Origin of the sequence: Streptomyces candidus (assembly GCF_014207445.1) — a bacterium.
Taxonomy (GTDB): domain Bacteria; phylum Actinomycetota; class Actinomycetes; order Streptomycetales; family Streptomycetaceae; genus Streptomyces; species Streptomyces candidus.
The window spans coordinates 1723-3389 of record NZ_JACHEM010000046.1; the positions used below are offsets into that span (position 1 = coordinate 1723).

Sequence of the window (1667 nt, forward strand, 5' to 3'; positions counted from 1 at the left end):
GTGAGGTGATGGGTGGCTGGTCGTTGTTTGAGAACTGCACAGTGGACGCGAGCATCTGTGGCCAAGTTTTTAAGGGCGCACGGTGGATGCCTTGGCACCAGGAACCGATGAAGGACGTGGGAGGCCACGATAGGCCCCGGGGAGCTGTCAACCGAGCTTTGATCCGGGGGTGTCCGAATGGGGAAACCCGGCAGTCGTCATGGGCTGTCACCCATACCTGAACACATAGGGTATGTGGAGGGAACGCGGGGAAGTGAAACATCTCAGTACCCGCAGGAAGAGAAAACAACCGTGATTCCGGGAGTAGTGGCGAGCGAAACCGGATGAGGCCAAACCGTATGCGTGTGATACCCGGCAGGGGTTGCGCATACGGGGTTGAGGGATCTCTCTTCTGTCGTCTGCCGGCGACAGGACGAGTCAGAAACCGTTGGTGTAGGCGAAGGACATGCGAAAGGTCCGGCGTAGAGGGTAAGACCCCCGTAGCTGAAACATCAACGGCTCGTTTGAGAGACACCCAAGTAGCACGGGGCCCGAGAAATCCCGTGTGAATCTGGCGGGACCACCCGTTAAGCCTAAATATTCCCTGGTGACCGATAGCGGATAGTACCGTGAGGGAATGGTGAAAAGTACCGCGGGAGCGGAGTGAAATAGTACCTGAAACCGTGTGCCTACAAGCCGTGGGAGCGTCGCGCATTGAGTTTACTCAATGCGTCGTGACTGCGTGCCTTTTGAAGAATGAGCCTGCGAGTTAGCGGTGTGTAGCGAGGTTAACCCGTGTGGGGAAGCCGTAGCGAAAGCGAGTCCTAACAGGGCGACATAGTTGCACGCTCTAGACCCGAAGCGGAGTGATCTAGCCATGGGCAGGTTGAAGCGGCTGTAAGAGGTCGTGGAGGACCGAACCCACCAGGGTTGAAAACCTGGGGGATGACCTGTGGTTAGGGGTGAAAGGCCAATCAAACTCCGTGATAGCTGGTTCTCCCCGAAATGCATTTAGGTGCAGCGTCGTGTGTTTCTTGCCGGAGGTAGAGCACTGGATAGGCGATGGGCCCTACCGGGTTACTGACCTTAGCCAAACTCCGAATGCCGGTAAGTGAGAGCACGGCAGTGAGACTGTGGGGGATAAGCTCCATGGTCGAGAGGGAAACAGCCCAGAGCATCGACTAAGGCCCCTAAGCGTACGCTAAGTGGGAAAGGATGTGGAGTCGCAGAGACAACCAGGAGGTTGGCTTAGAAGCAGCCACCCTTGAAAGAGTGCGTAATAGCTCACTGGTCAAGTGATTCCGCGCCGACAATGTAGCGGGGCTCAAGCGTACCGCCGAAGTCGTGTCATTCCAGCACATACCCCCAACGGGGGCTGGGATGGGTAGGGGAGCGTCGTGTGCCGGGTGAAGCAGCCGCGGAAGCGAGTTGTGGACGGTTCACGAGTGAGAATGCAGGCATGAGTAGCGATACACACGTGAGAAACGTGTGCGCCGATTGACTAAGGGTTCCTGGGTCAAGCTGATCTGCCCAGGGTAAGTCGGGACCTAAGGCGAGGCCGACAGGCGTAGTCGATGGACAACCGGTTGATATTCCGGTACCCGCTTTGAAACGCCCAATACTGAATCAGACGATGCTATGCCCGTGAAGCCGTTCCGGACCCTTCGGGGAAAGGAAAGTGGTGGAGC

General features: G+C 57.2%; 1 rRNA gene (running past one end of the window). It reads left to right on the forward strand.

Annotated features, from left to right (window positions below):
- Positions 1-59 precede the first annotated feature (59 nt).
- Positions 60-1667, forward strand: a 23S ribosomal RNA gene (locus HNQ79_RS32900) (its annotated part continues 1512 nt past the right edge of the window); the annotation flags it as partial.